This window comes from Nocardia paucivorans NBRC 100373, from assembly GCF_000308675.1.
Classification (GTDB): domain Bacteria; phylum Actinomycetota; class Actinomycetes; order Mycobacteriales; family Mycobacteriaceae; genus Nocardia; species Nocardia paucivorans.
Genome location: NZ_BAGE01000030.1, coordinates 112,622 through 126,110, shown reverse-complemented (window position 1 = coordinate 126,110; position 13,489 = coordinate 112,622). Strand labels below are relative to the sequence as shown.

At 67.7% G+C, this 13,489-nt stretch carries 11 protein-coding genes; 2 read left to right on the top strand and 9 right to left on the bottom strand.

Features of this window, described 5'->3' with window-relative positions; translation table 11 throughout:
* Position 1: 1 nt before the first annotated feature.
* Both ON32_RS06690 and ON32_RS06685 read left to right on the top strand, forming a co-directional pair.
* Positions 2 to 1,330, top strand: a complete 1,329-nt coding sequence (locus ON32_RS06690; RefSeq protein ID WP_040789588.1) for a sulfate adenylyltransferase subunit 1 — start codon at positions 2 to 4, stop codon at positions 1,328 to 1,330.
* On the top strand, positions 1,330 to 2,079 hold the full coding sequence (locus ON32_RS06685; protein ID WP_040789587.1) for a sirohydrochlorin chelatase: 750 nt from the start codon (positions 1,330 to 1,332) through the stop codon (positions 2,077 to 2,079). Before ON32_RS06690 ends, ON32_RS06685 begins: the two co-directional genes overlap by 1 nt.
* 33 nt (positions 2,080 to 2,112) lie before the next feature.
* Here the strand turns inward: ON32_RS06685 and ON32_RS06680 are convergent, their stop codons facing one another.
* From ON32_RS06680 to ON32_RS06640, 9 genes are all read right to left on the bottom strand, one after another.
* On the bottom strand, positions 2,113 to 2,916 hold the full coding sequence (locus ON32_RS06680; RefSeq protein ID WP_040789585.1) for an HAD family hydrolase: 804 nt from the start codon (positions 2,914 to 2,916) through the stop codon (positions 2,113 to 2,115).
* A gap of 84 nt (positions 2,917 to 3,000) precedes the next feature.
* Positions 3,001 to 5,037: an Hsp70 family protein gene (locus tag ON32_RS26915; protein ID WP_157224106.1), complete on the bottom strand. Its 2,037-nt coding sequence runs from the start codon at positions 5,035 to 5,037 to the stop codon at positions 3,001 to 3,003.
* Positions 5,038 to 5,449: 412 nt separating this feature from the next.
* On the bottom strand, positions 5,450 to 7,036 hold the full coding sequence (locus ON32_RS06670; protein WP_040789583.1) for an FAD-dependent oxidoreductase: 1,587 nt from the start codon (positions 7,034 to 7,036) through the stop codon (positions 5,450 to 5,452).
* Between the two features lie 17 nt (positions 7,037 to 7,053).
* Complete coding sequence (locus ON32_RS06665) at positions 7,054 to 8,067, bottom strand: AurF N-oxygenase family protein (protein ID WP_040789581.1); 1,014 nt, start codon at positions 8,065 to 8,067, stop codon at positions 7,054 to 7,056.
* A 133-nt stretch (positions 8,068 to 8,200) separates the two neighbouring features.
* The gene (locus tag ON32_RS06660; protein ID WP_040789579.1) at positions 8,201 to 9,295 is read right to left on the bottom strand and encodes an Hsp70 family protein; all 1,095 of its coding nucleotides are present in this window, start codon (positions 9,293 to 9,295) and stop codon (positions 8,201 to 8,203) included.
* 272 nt (positions 9,296 to 9,567) lie between these two features.
* Positions 9,568 to 10,563 (bottom strand): sulfate/molybdate ABC transporter ATP-binding protein, encoded by a 996-nt coding sequence (locus ON32_RS06655; protein ID WP_040789578.1) that lies wholly within the window; start codon positions 10,561 to 10,563, stop codon positions 9,568 to 9,570.
* 22 nt (positions 10,564 to 10,585) lie between these two features.
* The gene (gene cysW, locus ON32_RS06650; RefSeq protein WP_040789576.1) at positions 10,586 to 11,392 is read right to left on the bottom strand and encodes a sulfate ABC transporter permease subunit CysW; all 807 of its coding nucleotides are present in this window, start codon (positions 11,390 to 11,392) and stop codon (positions 10,586 to 10,588) included.
* Positions 11,389 to 12,201 carry a sulfate ABC transporter permease subunit CysT gene (gene cysT, locus ON32_RS06645; protein WP_085995133.1) on the bottom strand — a complete coding sequence of 271 codons (813 nt, stop codon included), beginning with the start codon at positions 12,199 to 12,201 and terminating at the stop codon, positions 11,389 to 11,391. Before cysT ends, cysW begins: the two co-directional genes overlap by 4 nt.
* Before the next feature lie 122 nt (positions 12,202 to 12,323).
* Positions 12,324 to 13,358: a sulfate ABC transporter substrate-binding protein gene (locus ON32_RS06640; protein WP_040789574.1), complete on the bottom strand. Its 1,035-nt coding sequence runs from the start codon at positions 13,356 to 13,358 to the stop codon at positions 12,324 to 12,326.
* Positions 13,359 to 13,489: the final 131 nt, after the last annotated feature.

Genomic DNA, 13,489 nt, shown 5'->3' with positions numbered 1-13,489 from the left:
TATGTCCGACCTACTGCGACTGGCCACCGCCGGTTCGGTCGACGACGGCAAGTCCACCCTGGTCGGACGTCTGCTCTACGACACCAAGTCCGTGCTCGCCGACCAGATCGATGCGGTGACCCGGGCCTCGGTGGACAAGGGTTTGTCGACCCCGGACCTGTCACTGTTGGTGGACGGGCTGCGGGCCGAACGCGAGCAGGGCATCACCATCGATGTCGCCTACCGCTATTTCGCCACCCCGAAACGGTCGTTCGTGCTGGCCGACACCCCCGGCCACGTCCAGTACACCCGCAACACCGTTTCCGGCGCGTCCACCGCGCAGCTGGTGATCCTGCTGGTGGATGCCCGTAAGGGCGTGGTGGAGCAGACCCGACGGCATGCCGCGGTCCTGGCGCTGCTGGGGGTGCCGAAACTGGTGCTCGCGGTGAACAAGATCGATCTGATCGGCCGGGACGAACCCACCGAGGAAGCGCGGATCACGGCCGCGGCGAAGGTGTTCGAGGAGATCTCCGCCGAGTTCACCAAGCTCACCGGCACCCTCGGCTGGTCGGAGGAGGACGTGCTGGAGATCCCGGTCTCCGCGCTGCACGGCGACAATATCGCCTCTCGCTCCACCAACACTCCCTACTACGACGGCCCCTCGCTGATCGAACACCTGGAATCGGTTCCGGTCGACGCCGACAGCACCGGTGCTCGTTCGCTGGGGCTACGGTTCCCGGTGCAGTACGTGATCCGGCCGCGCACCCCCGAATACCCGGATTATCGCGGCTACGCCGGACGGATCGCCGCCGGTTCGGTCTCCCCCGGTGACGAGATCGTGGTGCTTCCCTCCGGGGTGCGCAGCACCGTCGCCCGGGTCGACACCCCCGACGGAGAGCTCGCGGTGGCGCAGGTCGGCCGTAGTATCACCCTGATCCTGGCCGATGATGTCGATATCTCCCGCGGCGATATCATCGCCTCGGTCGACGACGCCCCGGAACCGATCGACACCTTCGACGCCACCGTCTGCTGGCTCGGCGACAAGCCGCTGCGCCCGGGCGCCCGGCTGCTGCTCAAACACGGCACCCGCACCACCCAGGCGATCGTCGGCGGGCTGCTGGAGCGTTTCGACGAACAGCGGCTGGCCGCCGACCCGGACCCGGAATCGTTGCAGCTCAACGATATCGGGCGGATCTCGGTGCGGGTGGCCGAACCGCTCCCGGTCGACACCTACCGCGCCAACCGGCACACCGGCAGTTTCCTGCTCATCGATCCCGCCGGCGGCAATACCCTCGCCGCCGGGCTGGTCGGGGATGTGCTCACCTCCGTCGAGGTCGGAACCTCCGCTTGATGTCCGGTGCTCCCACGCTCGTCGCGGTGGCGCACGGCAGCCGTGATCCCCGGTCCGCGACCACGGTAGCCGCGATCGTGGACCGGGTACGCGCCCTGCGTCCCGGGACGGCGGTGCGCACCGCATTTCTCGATCTGAACGAGCCCTCGGTCGAGCAGGTGCTCGATTCGCTCGCCGCGCGCGGCGAAACCCATGCGGTGGCGGTGCCGCTACTGCTGGGCAACGCCTTCCACGCCCGCGTGGACCTGCCGGGCATCCTGGCCGCCGCGGCCGAGCGGTATCCGTGGCAGCGGGTGACCCAGGCCCAGGTGCTCGGGGCCGATCCTCGGCTGATCTCGGTCCTGCGCGACCGGGTGCTGGCCGCGTGCGCCACCACCGGCACGCCCCCGACCACCGACCGGCCCGCGGTCGCGGTGGCCGCCGTGGGGTCCTCGTCGCCTACGGCGAATATCCGCACGATGCGGGTCGCGCGACATCTGGCGGCCTGGACCGGCTGGCGAACCGAAACCTGTTTCGCCACCGCCGAGCCCGATATCACGCAGGCCGTGACCCGCCTCCGAGAGCGCGGCGCCGACCATATCGTCGTCGCTCCCTGGTTTCTGGCCCCCGGTCTGCTCACCGACCGGCTACGACGTGCGGCACCCGATGTCGTACACGCCGATGTCCTGGGCGATCACCATGCCTTGGCCGAAATCGTGTGGAACCGCTATGACTCCGCCATCGCCGACCGGCTGCCGCTCTCGGCCTGAACCCTGCCCACACCGGCCGCTTCCGGCGATCGGTCAGCGACGGAACCAGCGTTCCAGGACGGCGGCCACCCCCTCGGCGGCGACATCACCGGTGACTTCGTCGGCGAGGGCGTGAATCTCGGCGGGCGCATTCGCCATGGCGACCGAATGCCCCGCCCACATGAGCATTTCCCGATCGTTGAAGCCGTCGCCGATGGCGAGGGTCGCGGTGCGGGGTACGTCGAGTATGCGGCGTAGCCGCTCCAGCGCCCACCCCTTCGAAACACCCTCGCGGGAGATGGTGAACCAGGGACCGAATTCGCCGTGAACCCAGCTGATATCCGGTACGGACAAGGTCGCGAGCAACCGGCGCATCGTCTCCGGTTCGCCATCCGGCCACCAGCAGTTGAGTCGCGGAGTCGGTTCGCTGCCCAGCATCGCCTCGTCGACCACGAGATATTCCCCGCCCGGGAAGAACTCGCCGGGGCTCATACCACTCGCCCAGGTCCCTGTACCCACCTTTTCCACGGCGAAGATCATGTCCGGAAACATTGCGCGCAAAGCGTCGATCGCGGGGGCCGGATCGAAGGAGTGCACGGCCACCGGCCGATCGCGAGCGATATCGAGGTGGACGGCGCCATTGGAGCAGAGGGCATGCCCATGGCTCAAGCCCAGTTCGGCCAGTACCGGACGGGTGGCGAGCAGTGTGCGCCCGGTGCTCACCACGATATGCGCGCCCGCCGCGACCGCCGCCCGCACGGCGGCGACCACCCGGGGGCTGATCGGCGAACCGGTCTGCAACAGTGTTCCATCCACATCCAAAGCAATGAGCTGCGGTGCTCCCCCATCACTTCCCACGGCTCGATTGTGCCGCCCACGCCGGTATCCGAACACCGATTTTCCCGAGAATCGTCACAAGACCGCACGGGGTGGAGATCCCGGCTATCGACCACCCCGGCCACCTCGCGCGGAGCCGCCATGGGAACCGGGGGATACCCTCGCCTTCCCGCTCTTGCCGGGCTTCGCGGCAGGGTGTGACGGGCCGTGATCGGAGGACGAGGAAGCACCCGCTCGGTTGCGCCCCCCGATACTTCCCGCCGGCTCGGCACCTGGTCCGGACGGCGCGGAACGCACCTCACCGGGAGAGGGACGACCGCCGCGACCGGTATCGCCGGCGCGCGCCGCACCGCGGCCGCCGGGCGAGAAATGCTCGCCCGGCGCGACGACGCCGGAGGAGGTATCAGGCGATATCCCGTCGACCGGGCCGCCCGGCAACTGCTTCCCCACGTGGGTGCCACTCGGCGACTGCCTCCCCGCGCCGGTACCGGCCGGGGTCGCGGTCCCATTCGCGGCCGCCGCACCGGAAACACCGTTCGACGACGACGTTTCGGTGTCCGAACCCGAGACGGCATCCGACTTGCTCGGACCGCCCGGCAGTACACCGTCGGTAATGCCCGGAACCGTCGGAACACCGATCGGCCACGAGGGCGACTCGGTGGAGTCCTCGTCCGACGCACCGAAACCACCCCCCAGGACAACCCCGGGCCGGGGCAGCGGCCCGCTCGCGGGTTGTTCGGACGACGGAACCGAATCCGGGGACCCCGGGGATGGGGCCGTCGGACTCGTATGCGACGCACCGGCCGGGGGATGCAGCACATGCGGAGCCGGCCGGATGAACGGCAGCGGGTTGGCGAAGCGAGAGGGATCGGCATAGGGGGCCGGTTGGTGCCCGTGACGCATGCCCCGAGGGGCGGTGCGCTGCGCCGAACCGCTGTCGACGCGCGACGGATCGAGGAGCGGATGGGCCATCCCGGCGGGAACGACCTCCGTGGAGCCGCTGCCATGCGGTCCGTACTGCACACTCCATCCACCGCTGGGGGTGCGTTCGACCATGGCCCGACCGTGTATTTCGTACAGCAGCGTTCCCGATCCCGGATCGGGATAACCGTATGCGGGAGGTGGGTCGGCATCACCGGCGCTTCCACCGAGTACGGTCGCCGCCGACATGGCGACAGCGGAGAGCAGGGCGGCACCGGAGAAGAGCGGGGCGCGCTGCGGCCGCCCCCCGGACGCCGAGGCGGCGTCGCGTGCGGCCAGCAGGGCGGCGCCCACGGCCGTGCACTGTCCGGGGTCGGCCGAAACGGTCACCGGCAGGCCGAGTTCGGCGAGGGTGCTCGCCACCTGCGGGGGGCGGGCCGCACCACCCACCAGCAGCAGCCGGTTGATATCGGACATGGTGATCCCGGCGGATCGGACAGCCGCGCGTACCAGTTCGAGCGAATCGCGGATCTGGTCCCGGCGCAGGCTTTCGGTGTCGACGATCGACAGCAGCGACAGTCCGCCCGGTTTCGCCGCGGGGGCGCCGAGCGGGCGGTCGCCGGCGCAGCGGGCGATCATCGCGCCCAGCGGGCGGCCGCCGAAATCATAGGAACGCAATGGTTTTCCCACCATCGGATGGTCCGGCCAATCGGGCCCGGTACGCACGATGGTGACGTCGAGGCTGTTGCCACCCAGGTCGTATACGAGAACGAAACCCGGGTCGAGCGGGCCGTTTTCCTGTTCCAACCATTGCACGGCCGCCACCGGCTCGGGAACCAGCCGCACCCGCCCCACACCGGTCAGGTCCAATGCCTGCCGCAGCAACATGACCTGTTTGTCGGTATAGCCCGCGGGATGGGTGGCCACCACCCCGACCTCGGGTTCCACGCCTGTGAGCAGCCCGGCCACCACCGAGGCGAAAATATTCGCGGGCGACCAGATACGCCCGTCCACGAACACCGATTCGGGGTCGCGCCCCAGGTCGGCGAACTCGTTCACGGCGGTGGGAAATCGGGTGATACCACCGAGTCGCGCCGTGCCCGTACTGTCGAATCCGACGGCGGTGCGGCGGATACGCACCGCCGGACGCGGTCGCTCGGCGTCAACCCGCGCCGAGACGACATTCACTGTGCCGATGCTGATACCCAGCCCTGTTGTCATTCGCCATCCCGTCAACGCACCGTGACCACGTCCCTCATGCGAAGAACCATGGGCCGCGGTCGTCTTCCAAACAGCCACCACAGGTTAGCTGCCGGAGCGAGATTTCGTAGAGCTATTGCAACCAAAAATTACCGCTTCCGACACCACGAACAGAAACACCAGGTAGAAGCGTTGAAAAAAGTGATCCACACCCCTGGATGGAACACGATCCACCGACAACCCGGAAGGTTCCGCTATCTCACAGCGAGCGCATGGAACGCGTTGCGGCGCAATATCCGAACCGGCGACAGCGCCCTGTATCGCACTTCCCAACCCTTACACAAAAGATTGCCGATAGATTGCCCACAAGCCCTCGGCCGCGGTCGGCAACCGACAGAAACCGACCGCGACCATATACTGGGCGCCGCCGGGCTCAGGCGCGGGCGATCAGGCGGCGCAACCCCTTGGCCGGCGGCACGACCGCACCCGCCACGCGCACCGACGGTCGGCGACCACGCAACAGCCGATCGAATCCGGTGGCGCCGCCGGACGGTTCGGCCAGCCGCCCGGCATTGAAATCCTCGGCCAGCCGGCGCACCGTCTGTTGGGCACAGGACTTGTTGGTGCCGATGAACCCGGTGGGTCCGCGTTTGATCCACCCGGTGACATAGGTTCCGGGTAACACCGCGCCATCGGGGCCGTCCAGCACCCGGCCGTCCCGGTTGGGGATCATCCCGGCCCGCTCGTCGAACGGCAGCCCTGGTAACGGCACCCCGCGATAACCGACGGAGGTGAGCACCAATCCGGCCTCGAGCAGCTCGATATCGTCGGTGGCCACCGCCCGCGCCCGCCCGTCGTCGCCGGTGACGAGCTCGTTGCGGACCACCTCGAGCCCGGTCACCCGATCGGGACCCAGAATCCGCCGGGGCGAGGCCAGGTAGCGGAAGACGATGCGCCGGCGGCGGCCGACCGGACGCTCGGCCACACCGTGTAGCAGTCGCAGTTTCCGTTCGACCTGATAGGTCAGGCCGTCGGTGATCGGCGGCAGGTCACCATCGATGACGATATCCACGTCGGAGCCGAGCAGACCGACGAATTCCGGCACGGTGAACGCCGATTCGGCGGGGCCGCGTCGGCCCAACACCACGATCTCCTCGACGGCGCTGCGTCGCAGGGTCTCCAGCGCCACCGGGGAGATATCGGTGCCGGCCAGATCATCGGGGTCGGTGGCGAGGATCCGCGCCACATCGAGCGCGACATTGCCGTTGCCGATGATCACCACCCGCCGGTGGGACAGGTCGAATTCCCGATCGATGTGGTCGGGATGCCCGTTGTACCAGGCGACGAAATCGGTGGCCGAGATGTTTCCGGCCAGACCCTCGCCCGGAATCCCGAGTTTGCGGTCCGCGGACGCGCCGACGGCGTAGATCACGGCGTGGTGGTAGGCGAGCAGTTCCTCGTGAGAGATGTGCTTGCCCACCTCCACATCGAGATACGAGCCGAAGCCGGGCTGAGCGGAGATCACGTCGAACAATCGCGACACCTGTCGGGTTCGGCCGTGATCGGGCGCCACCCCGAAACGGGCCAGACCGTAGGGCACCGGCAACCGATCGAGGACGGTGACCGAGACGTCCGGGCAGGTGAGCAGTTCGTCGGCGGCGTACATGGCCGACGGACCGGATCCCACGATCGCCACCCGCAGCGGCCCCCGCGCGGTATCGATCGGCGGGGGCGGCACCGGGCGCGCGAGCAGCGGCCGTGGCCGGGATTGCCGATAGAAGTCGGCGTTGATCTCGATGAACGGCTGCTGCGCCGCGGTCAGTTTCCGGGACGAGGTGATGGCGTCGACCGGGCAGGCCGACGCACAGGCACCACAGTCGACGCAGGCCTGCGGATCGACGTAGAGCATTTCCGCCGACAAGAAATCCGGCTCGTCCGGGGTGGGGTGGATGCAATTGACCGGACAGGCGTAGACGCAGGAGGCGTCGCTACAGCACGACTGGGTGACGACGTAGGGCATCTGGTCGTTACCGCCGCTCAGGCCGCGCGACGCGCCGCGGCACGCATCGGCTCGGACCGGTAGCGGGTGGTGTGCCCGTCGATACCGAGGGCCTTCCACACCCGCTTGGCGATCGGGTTCATCAGCCCGATCTCCTTGGCCAGGGCGCGAACATCGCCGAAGTAGTCGCTGAAGACCTGTTTGGCCTCGTCGGACCCGTAGAACAATTCCTTGCGAACGCTGTCGGGGATACCGAACTCCTCGAAGAACTTCTTCGGCGGGGTCACGATGGCCCGACCCAGAATCCACATGATCACCGGCATGGCCAGCGAGAGCACGAACTTGTCGCGCGCGGAGGCCTCCGGGACGTGTTTCTTGAGGAATTCGTGGGCGAAGGAGATGTGTCGGGCCTCCTCGGCCACATGGATGGCCATGACCCCACGCATGATGGGGTGCACTTCCTCCCCCGAGCGCAGGATGTCCTTCTGGATGTGATCGATCGGTTCCTCCCCGGCGAGCACGGCCATGAAGAACAGGTTCGGGAACGCCACCGCCACCGGTACCGCGAGATGACGCAGTTTGCGCACCAGCGGACCCATACCGGGCACATCGACGCCGATCCGGTTGACCATCTCCTGGAACATCAGGGTGTGGTTGTGCTCCTCGATCATCTCGTGGGAGCAGTAGCGGAATTCCGGATCGCCGTTGGGCAGACCGAAGACATGCTGCATCATGCCACTGATGAGGATGGCCTCGAACTGGAGCCCGACCTTGGCGACATTGGCCTGCCGGTACTTGCCGATGGCGATCTTGAGGTCCTCCGGTAACGCCCGATACCAGGGGTGACGCCCCAGCGGATCGGCCGAAACGGGCAGAATCCACCGCTCGGGGCGGGTGTCGGCGTCGAAATCGGGGTTATCCCAGTCGATGTCGGTGAACGGATCGAAGTGTCGATTGACCGATCCCTCCGACAGCAGCAACAGCTTCTCCGCGTATTCCCGCGCCTGGGCGAGGACCTGGTCCACCTCGGGGGTCGTCGTGGCCGAAGACATCGTCGTCACTGCCTCTCATAGGGTCCGCATTACTGTGTCCAATAGTTACATCAACAATGGTCCCCGTCAACACACCTGATCAGACGGGGTGGACACAGTGACCGCGGACCCACCGAGCAACCCGACGCCGAGATCAGCCCGCCCCGAACAGCGCCAGACCGGTCCACACCGTATCGGCGGACAACCCGGCCGCGGCCACCACCGCGACACTCGAACCGACCGATACGGCGACCCGACGACGCCGGGACAGAAGGGAAAGACCACGCGCACCCGACGGCTCCGACACCTCGGCCTCCCGCTCGCGCCGGGCCAGGACGGAGGCTCCGAGCGCGACCACACATTCCGGATCCGGGGTGGTGACCACCGGCCGGGCCAGTTCCTCGGACAACACCCGCGCCACCTGCGCCGGTCGGGACGCACCGCCCACCACCAGGATCCGGTCGACATCGGCCATGGTGACATCGGCCGAGCGCAGACAGCGATAGACCAGATCCAGCGACTCGCGCACATGATCCACCCGCAACGCGTCGGCGGACACGGAATCCGAACCCACCCCCGCACCGCCGAACCGGCCGCCCCAGGAGCGTTCGGCGACCAATGCGCCGAAAGCCCGGCCGCCGAACTCCCGCGAACGCAGCGGCGTACCGATCACCGGATCGTCCGGACTTCCACCGCCCACCCGCACCAACGTGATGTCCAACGCGGTACCACCCAGGTCGTAGACCAGGGCCACCCCCGGCAGCAACGGACCATATTCGGCCTCCAACCAGGCTGCCGCCGCCACCGGTTCGGATACCAATCGCACCCGTTCGAGCCCGGCCCCGTCGAGCGCCGACCGCAATATCGCCACCAACTCCGAGTCGTACCCGACCGGGTGGGCGAGCACGACCTCGGCGTCGTCACCACGCGGATCGCGACCGGCGTCGGAGATCAGACAGTCCGCCACGACCGCCACGAGATCGGCGGGCCGCAGGGTGTGGTTCGCGATCCGCGCGCCCTTGGCCCCCGGCCGGCCGAGATCGGCGAATTCGGTGATCACCCGGCCGTGCGGCGGTATGGTGCCCAGCCGGGCCAAGCCGGTGCTGTCGAAAACGAGGGAGGTGCGGTGGGTCGTGACGAACGGCGACTCCGGCCGTCGCCGGCGCCCGCGCCCCGCCCCCTCCGGAATCCCCGTCAGCGCGGAGACCGCGTTGACCGTGCCGATACTCAACCCGAGACCTGTAGCCATCGAACCCCACCTGATCGCCGAACGGACACGCTTCGAACGGCAACAGGCAACCACTGCGCGATCACACCTGCCAACCGGAGGACAACCCATTGTCCGGTACCGCCTCCTCCCCCGAGCAACACCATAACCACCGATTCCGCAGGTGGATCAGGTCCGGCACGCGGTAAACAGGACTACACCGACGGCCGCGTATCCGCACGGCGGACGCACCGATGTCCTACCGGTGGTTGCCGAAAATATGCCACTCGGTTATCTCCCCCGCCGGCAACCGCTCAGCGCCTCGGCAGATCCGGGATCCGAGTGGCACGGACGTACACCGTCTCCCCCTCGGCCAATCGCAATGCCTCGGCATCACCACGAGTCACCTGGGCGGTGAACAGATCGCCGGTGGCGGCATTGCGCAACTCCACCCGCACCTCGAAACCGAGCCGCACCACCCGTTCGACGGCGGCCCGGGTCACCCCCGCCGATTCGGCGGTTCCCTCGTGCGCGGCCAAAGCCATACTCGGATCGCGGCCCACCCGGATATCGTGCGGACGCACCAGATGCCCATTGAGCCGGGCCACGGCCCCCAGAAACGACATGACGAATTCGTTGGCCGGCCGGTCGTAGACATCGGAGGGGCTGCCGATCTGTTCGATCCGACCGGCATTCATCACCGCGATCCGGTCGGCCACATCCAGCGCCTCCTCCTGGTCGTGCGTGACCAGGACCGTGGTGACGTGCACCTCCTCGTGCAAGCGGCGCAACCAGGTGCGCAGATCCGCGCGCACCTTGGCGTCGAGCGCGCCGAACGGCTCGTCCAGCAGCAACACCTGCGGGTCCACCGCCAGTGCACGGGCCAGCGCCATCCGCTGCCGTTGCCCACCCGACAACTGCGCCGGATAACGGTGTTGAAACCCGTCCAACCCGACAATGCCCAGCAACTCGTCCACCCGGGCGACGATCTCGGCCTTGGGGCGTTTGCGGATCTTCAGACCGAAGGCGACATTGTCGCGCACGGTCATATGTTTGAATGCCGCGTAGTGCTGGAACACGAAGCCGATACCGCGTTTCTGCGGCGGCACCCCGGTGACATCACGACCGGCGATCAGCACCGTCCCGGAATCCAGCGTTTCCAATCCGGCGATACTGCGCAGCAGGGTCGACTTACCGGACCCGGACGGGCCGAGCAGCGCCGTCAACGTCCCGGACGGTATTTCCAGGCTCACATCGTCGAGAGCGGCGAAGGAACCGTAGCGCTTGCGCGCATTGGTCACGGTGATCATGGACGGCCTCCGGCGTACGCGGTCAACGGGTCTCCCGCTTGCGTTCCAGCAGCGTCATCAGCAGCAGGGTGAGCAGCGCGATACCCATCAGCAAAGTGGCGGCGCAGTAGGCGCCGAAATCGTTGTGATCGTCGATATAGCGGGCATGGACGAGCAGGGTGAGGGTTTGCGAGACACCGGCGAACCCGGACGACACCATGATCACCGCACCGAATTCGCCCAGCGCGCGGGCCACGGTGAGCACCACACCGTAGGTGAGACCCCAACGGATGGCGGGCAGGGTTATCCGCCGGAACGTCTGCCACCCGGACGCGCCGAGAGTGGCGGCGGCCTGCTCCTGGTCGTCGCCGATCTCGTGCAGCACCGGTTCCACTTCACGCACCACGAACGGCAGGGTCACGAAAATGGTGGCGATGATCATCCCCGGGACCGCGAAGATCACCTGGATCCCTATTTCGGCCAGTCCGCCGAACCAGCCACCCGCCCCCCACAGCAGGATCAGCGAGACCCCGACCACCACCGGCGATACCGCGAACGGGAGGTCGACCAGCCCTTGCAGCAACCGCCTTCCGGGAAAGTTTCCCCGTACCAGGGCCAATGCGATGAGCACTCCGAACACCACGTTCACCGGCACCACGACGGCCACGATGAGCAGCGACAGATTGATCGCCGAGATGGCCGCGGGGGTGCTGATCTGGTCGATGAAGGCAGCGATCCCGCGGCCGAACGACCGGGCCAGGATCACCCCCAACGGCAGCACCAACAGAACGAACAGATAACCGAGCGCGAGTACCCGCAGCGAGATACGGGTGGGGGCGGACAACTTCATCGGGCCGCGCGCTCCTTCCTGGCCGTCCACTCGGAGAACAGCCGCAGCACCAGCAGGGTCGCGAAAGCGATGACCAGCAGCGCCACCGACACCGCAGCCGCGGCGACCGGACGGTCGATCTCTATCTGCTGCTGGATGTACTGCGAAACCATCTGGGTCTCGCGCGGGATATTGCCGCCGATCAGCACCACCGAGCCGAACTCGCCGATGGCGCGGGCGAACGCCAGACCACCACCGCTGATGATCGCCGGCGCCAGGGCGGGCAGCACGATACGACGGAAGGTGGTCCAGTTGTTCGCGCCCAGCGACAATGCCGCCTGCTCCACCTCGCGATCGGCCTCGATGAGCACCGGCTGCACCGACCGCACCACGAACGGCAGGGTCACGAAGGCCAGGGCCACCACCAGACCGGGCCGGGTGGCGTTGAGATGGACATCGATCGGACTCTTCGGCCCGTACAGCGACAGCAGCACGATACTGGCCACGATGGTGGGCAATGCGAACGGCAGATCGATGAGCGCATTGACGATCCCTTTACCGGGGAATTCGTCCCGGACCAGCACCCAGGCCACGAGGGTGCCCATCACCACGTTCAGCAACGCCACGAACACCGAGACGACAACGGTCACCCGCAACGACGCCAATGCCACCGGACTGGTGACGGCGTCCCAGAACCCGGACCAGCCGGTATCGAACGCGCTGACGGTGAGCGCCGCCAATGGCAGCAGCACGATGACGCTGAGCCACAGCACCGCCGTGGCCACCCCCAACGGCCCCACCGATCCGCTGAATCCCAGTCGGGAGCGCAGGGACCGCCCGGCGGGTCCGCGTGGGGCCGCAGGGTCGCCGGAAGCGGTATCGGGGGAGGTCCCGGTGCATAAGCTGGGATCGGTCACGACTATCGAGTATTGCGTGTGGTCCGGGTCACCGGTCACTTGGTGGCATTGTCGTAGACGATGGCGATACTGCCGCTGTCCGGAGCGAACAATTCCTCGTTCACCGTCTCCCAGCCCCCGAGATCGGCAACGGTGTACAGCCGCGGCGGGGTGGGGAAATCGGCGGCGAATTCGGCGGCCACCCCCGGATCCACGGGACGGAAGCCCGCCTTCGCCCACGCGCGCTGCCCGGCCGGGGTGAAAAGGAAATCACGGAAGGCAACGGCCAGGTCCCGGTTTCGAGTGTTCTTCAACACGGCCACCGGGTTCTCGATCCGAACGGTGGCCTCGGGGACGACGTGCTCGAAGGGGTCGCCGTGGCGTTCGGCGAACAAGGCCTCGTTCTCATAGCTGATCAGCACATCACCGGTGCCCTGCAGAAACATCTCGGTGGCTTCCCGGCCGGATTTCGGCTGCACCCGGACCCGCTCCAGCATCCGGGTGAGGTAGTCCAGCCCGGCCCGAGGATCGCGTCCGCCCTCGCTCACGGCCGCATATGGGGCGAGCAGATTCCATTTCGCGGAACCGGAGCTGAACGGGTTGGGAGTCACCACCTCGACATCGGGCCGCAGTAGATCGTCCCAGCCTCGGATATCCTTCGGATTTCCCGCGCGGACGACGAGCACGACCACCGAACCGAATGGGATCCCCCTGGTGGCGTCGGCATTCCAGTTCCGTTCCACCAGCCCGGCGTCCACCAGTCGGGTGATATCGGGTTCGGTGGAGAAGCTCACCAGATCGGCCGGGGCACCGTCGGCCACCTTGCGCGACTGGTCCCCGGACGCGCCGTAGGACTGTTGGACCCGCACCTGCTCCCCCGCCTCGGTCCGGTTGAATTCCGGCACCACCAGGTCGAAGCCGGGTTTGGCGACCGCGTAGGCGTACAGGGCCAGGGTGCCGCCGCTTCCGTCGGCGCTCGGCGCCCCGACCACGTCACTGGGCCCGCCGGCGCACGCGGAGAGCGCCACGGTCACGAGGCCGACGAGGACGGCGACGAGTCGACGCCCGGCGGGCAGACGGGTGCGTGGCATGGTGGACCTTTCTATCGACCGCAGATCGGCGGCGCACAGCAAAGACGGCGCTCTCGGACGAGAAACCGCGTCACGGCGCCGCCACGGCCCGGCGGCCGAAACGAGCGCGAACAGCGCGTATGGTTCCGCGG

What these genes read in the sequence shown, in the direction of transcription:
- ON32_RS06660 (WP_040789579.1), bottom strand. Translation starts at nt 9,295, where the DNA reads ATGGCTACAGGTCTCGGGTTGAGTATCGGCACGGTCAACGCGGTCTCC.
- ON32_RS06670 (WP_040789583.1), bottom strand. Translation starts at nt 7,036, where the DNA reads ATGCCCTACGTCGTCACCCAGTCGTGCTGTAGCGACGCCTCCTGCGTC.
- ON32_RS06665 (WP_040789581.1), bottom strand. Translation starts at nt 8,067, where the DNA reads ATGTCTTCGGCCACGACGACCCCCGAGGTGGACCAGGTCCTCGCCCAG.
- ON32_RS06690 (WP_040789588.1), top strand. Translation starts at nt 2, where the DNA reads ATGTCCGACCTACTGCGACTGGCCACCGCCGGTTCGGTCGACGACGGC.
- ON32_RS06685 (WP_040789587.1), top strand. Translation starts at nt 1,330, where the DNA reads ATGTCCGGTGCTCCCACGCTCGTCGCGGTGGCGCACGGCAGCCGTGAT.
- ON32_RS06655 (WP_040789578.1), bottom strand. Translation starts at nt 10,563, where the DNA reads ATGATCACCGTGACCAATGCGCGCAAGCGCTACGGTTCCTTCGCCGCT.
- cysW (WP_040789576.1), bottom strand. Translation starts at nt 11,392, where the DNA reads ATGAAGTTGTCCGCCCCCACCCGTATCTCGCTGCGGGTACTCGCGCTC.
- ON32_RS26915 (WP_157224106.1), bottom strand. Translation starts at nt 5,037, where the DNA reads ATGACAACAGGGCTGGGTATCAGCATCGGCACAGTGAATGTCGTCTCG.
- ON32_RS06640 (WP_040789574.1), bottom strand. Translation starts at nt 13,358, where the DNA reads ATGCCACGCACCCGTCTGCCCGCCGGGCGTCGACTCGTCGCCGTCCTC.